This window comes from Mesorhizobium sp. M5C.F.Ca.IN.020.29.1.1, assembly GCF_003997375.1.
In the GTDB taxonomy this organism is placed as follows: Bacteria; Pseudomonadota; Alphaproteobacteria; order Rhizobiales; family Rhizobiaceae; genus Mesorhizobium; species Mesorhizobium wenxiniae.
In genome coordinates, this window is sequence record NZ_RZSW01000593.1 from 1 (window position 1) to 3,607 (window position 3,607).

Here is a 3,607-nt window from a genome sequence, read left to right on the forward strand (position 1 = left end):
ATCGGTCCACCGCGCGACCTCACCCTCCATTCCATCCGGGTCCTTGAAGGTCACAACACGGACAGCGCCGAAATCTGTAATGGTCCCATCCGAAGCGCCGGCCTTCACCAGACGTCGCCTGACTTCCTGCAAGCACTCTTCATCGTCTACCTTCAGCGCAAGATGATCTATGTGACCTCTCTTGCCCATCTGCATCGACCCATCTTCATACCCCGTTGGTTCCGGCATTTGGAACGGATGAAGGGCAAAGCCACCTCCAACGTCGATAAGTGAGTGACGAAGAGTGCCGCCACCGGGACCGGGCTCGGACAGATCGAACTTCGTTTCCGCGTCGAAGATTTCTTCATAAAAGCGAATGAAACGGTCCATGTCGTGCGTGAACAGCGTCAGATGGTGCGCACCAACGGTTACAGGCATGCCGAACCTCCCTTGCCGATAATATGACGAGCATACCATCTCGCGTTGAACCGGGCGACCTGGAGCCGCGATACATCACTGAACGCGAACGGCCGATTTGGTCCGCAAAGCGGCTGTTCGATACGGGTTTTCGTGGCGGTTTTCGTGGCGGCTGCTGAACCGGAAAACCTCAGACCCTTGAGAAAAAGTGGTGGGCGATGACGGGCTCGAACCGCCGACATCTTCGGTGTAAACGAAGCGCTCTACCAACTGAGCTAATCGCCCGCTCCGGGGCGGACCTTTAAGCAGTTAGGACGGGGTTCGCAAGGCCAAATGAGCGCACGATGCCCTCACCGTTGATCGTTTTCGGCAACAAAATTCGGCTTGTCAAAAAACCTTCGGCTGTTTGCTGTTATGCTGTCGCGCTCCGCTTGACACCCGGTGGCTTACGCCTTATCCACCGCCCCAACGACGAACACGGCTGACCGTGCTCGTCTTGCGCGGGTGTAGCTCAGTTGGTTAGAGTGCCGGCCTGTCACGCCGGAGGTCGCGGGTTCGAGCCCCGTCACTCGCGCCATTTTCAATCACTTAGCTGATTGGAAATGAAGAAAACTCTGAATGCCGGACCGGCAATTCAGATGTTCGTGTCGACCTTGGCACGCAATAAATTCTAGCGTTTGGTCTGATTTTCAGAGACCCGTTCGATTTGGCTCATCACCGCTTGAGGATCGACGTTCTGAGCTAGCTGGGGCAGTTCGTCATCTGCTGGCGTCGGTACCTTCAAACGCTCCGTCAGAGCGGACATCATTTCGATCAGTCGCGTGGTTTCATGCTCGTTGAGCAGGCTGATTTGCAGATTCAGCTCAGCGCGGCGCTCGCTGAGCTCAGCCATTCTGTTCTGGTTGATCAGTACAAAGGTAGACAGGAAGATCGCCTCAACCGAGGCTACCATTGCCAATATCACAAAACTTGGGTCCCAGGGTGGAATAGCCCGGATCGCCCCAAGGTTCAGCGCAACCCAGACGATCAGGATTGCAAGGTGCAGATACACGAATGCCATGCTCCCCGCGAAACGGGAAATGACGCCGGCAATTCGATCTTGAAACGCCCGATGCTGCTCCTGCTCTCGTCGATGGTCAACCAGAGCCTGAATGTTGTTGTGGAGGACCGACTGCATGTCGGCGGATTGTGGCGCGGCCATGGACATCAAGGCCCGACTTGAAGCGCTAGAGGCGCCGGGGTTTTCCCGACAAACTTGCCAACGAGACCGGCCATTTCCGAATTCCTTTCCCGAATTTTCGTCCAGGAACGCGCAAGACTTGCAGTGATTTATTCACCCGTTTCGTCGGCACCTCCGTGGAAGAAGGATCGGATTTCCTCCCTGTCGACGCTGTCATCGCCGTTCTCGTCAACGGCGTTGAATATCCGCCCGATGAAATCCTGAACTTCGGTTTGAGAAAGCACACCATCGCCGTCGGCGTCCACTATGGCGAACATCATTCGCATCCGTGCGCCATGCATCATCCCGCCTGCCATTCGGCGCCCGTCATGCGGACCTCTGCGGAAATCCCGATGCCAACGGTCGCCACCTCGTCGTTCTGCTCGGGGTCGGCGACGCTCTTGCATTCTCTCCTCCAGCATCTCGGTCATCATCTGACGCATCATATTGCGCATGGAGTCTTCGGTTGGCCCGCTCACTCCTGGCGCTGGCTCTGAGCCACGATCCTGTGCAGGTGCGGCAGGCGCAGGTGAGCTCGTCTGGGATACTGCCGGGGAAGCCAGCATAGCCAACGCCGCGGCAACTGCTGTGGTCTTGCTTGCTAATGTCATAGTATTCTCCTTGGAGAATGGTGGACCGAACGTGTCGGCATCCAAGCCAAACCCGCTGCTCCCCGCATGGTTCCTGACGAGTTGGTAGATGATCGCTGTGTGCCGGTTCATCCTTCGCGCTGCCGTAGAAAAATGCGGTCCCTACAGCGACGTAGCGCAGCGATTCGCTTCAACAGCGGGCCAGATGGCTATTTCCGACCGGGCTGTTTGGGCCTTGCGGCGGTTACGTTCGAGCCCGAGGGCTCTCGACTCCTGGCGAATAACGCTCACACCGGCGGCTTATCCACCGCCCCAACGACGAACGCGGCTGATACGTTCTCGTCTATGCGCGGGTAGCTCAGTGGTTAGTGTGCCGGCCTGTCACGCAGGAGGTCGGGGGGTCTTGTTCCTTAATACAAAAAGTTTCGACTTTCGGTTTCCTGAGAGTTTCAACTTTTTGTATTTGTTGCGTTCCAAGCCTGTCATATGCGTTTGAGCATTGGATTTTCCCGAACCCGGTTCCCACTTTGGTCCGATGCTCTAACGGAGAAGAAGCCTTGTACGCCCTGAAATCGCTCATCGAATCGCGCCATTTCGACCTCACGATCATGGTCCTGATCCTGATCAACGCCGTCACGCTGGGCTTCGAAACCTCGCCCGATGCGATTGCTGTTTTTGGCCCGCTTCTAGCAGCCATCGACCGCGCGATCCTCGCGGTCTTCGTGCTCGAACTCGCGATCCGGGTGGTCGTCTACAGGACGAATTTCTTCCGCGATCCATGGCGCATCTTCGACCTTTTCGTTGTCGGTTTCGCGCTCATCCCCGCGACCGGTTCGCTCTCCGTGCTGCGGGCGCTGCGCATCCTGCGGGTCCTGCGCCTGATCAGCATCGTTCCGTCGCTGCGCCGTGTCGTCACCGGCTTCATCACCGCCTTGCCCGGCATGGGCTCGATCATGCTGTTGCTCGGGCTGGTGTTCTACGTCTTTGCGGTGATGGCGACGAAGCTCTACGGCTCGTCCTTTCCCGAACTGTTCGGCGGCATACCGGAATCGCTCTTCACGCTTTTCCAGGTCATGACTCTCGAAGGCTGGTCGGACGGCGTGGTGCGCCCGGTCATGGCGGTCTATCCGACCGCCTGGCTGTTCTTCATCCCATTCATCATCGCGACCTCGTTCACCGTACTCAATCTGTTCATCGGCGTGATCGTTTCGGCGATGGAGGCTGAGCATGAAGCCGTAGAATCGGCCGACAGAGCAACGCTGCACAGCGATCAGGCCATCATCCTCGCGGAGTTACAGGCGCTGCGGGCAGAGGTTCGCGAATTGTCCGGCGTTCGCGGCTAGATCGCCTCATTCGGCGCGACAGGTACTTCCCCGCGAACATTGCAGAACACAGCCATTCC

4 protein-coding genes and 2 tRNA genes are annotated in these 3,607 nt (G+C 57.6%); 2 read left to right on the forward strand and 4 right to left on the reverse strand.

Translation table 11 applies throughout. From position 1 onward, the window contains the following. Positions 1 to 417 (reverse strand): VOC family protein (locus EOA85_RS30335; protein WP_164759985.1); only part of this gene is annotated, 417 nt, incomplete at its 3' end. Positions 418 to 605: 188 nt separating this feature from the next. After that, positions 606 to 681: transfer RNA gene (locus EOA85_RS30340), tRNA-Val, on the reverse strand. Positions 682 to 896: 215 nt separating this feature from the next. On the opposite strand from EOA85_RS30340, the gene EOA85_RS30345 reads away from it, so the two are divergent. Continuing rightward, positions 897 to 973: transfer RNA gene (locus EOA85_RS30345), tRNA-Asp, on the forward strand. A gap of 93 nt (positions 974 to 1,066) precedes the next feature. Here the strand turns inward: EOA85_RS30345 and EOA85_RS30350 are convergent. After that, a complete protein-coding gene (locus EOA85_RS30350; RefSeq protein ID WP_245486144.1) occupies positions 1,067 to 1,603 on the reverse strand; it encodes a DUF1003 domain-containing protein in 537 nt (178 codons plus the stop codon). A 122-nt stretch (positions 1,604 to 1,725) separates the two neighbouring features. Further along, the gene (locus EOA85_RS30355) at positions 1,726 to 2,070 is read right to left on the reverse strand and encodes an EF-hand domain-containing protein (RefSeq protein ID WP_127212196.1); all 345 of its coding nucleotides are present in this window, start codon (positions 2,068 to 2,070) and stop codon (positions 1,726 to 1,728) included. 692 nt (positions 2,071 to 2,762) lie between these two features. Between EOA85_RS30355 and EOA85_RS30360 the strand changes: the two genes are divergently transcribed. Continuing rightward, positions 2,763 to 3,548 (forward strand): ion transporter, encoded by a 786-nt coding sequence (locus tag EOA85_RS30360; RefSeq protein ID WP_127212197.1) that lies wholly within the window; start codon positions 2,763 to 2,765, stop codon positions 3,546 to 3,548. The last annotated feature ends 59 nt before the right edge of the window (positions 3,549 to 3,607 follow it).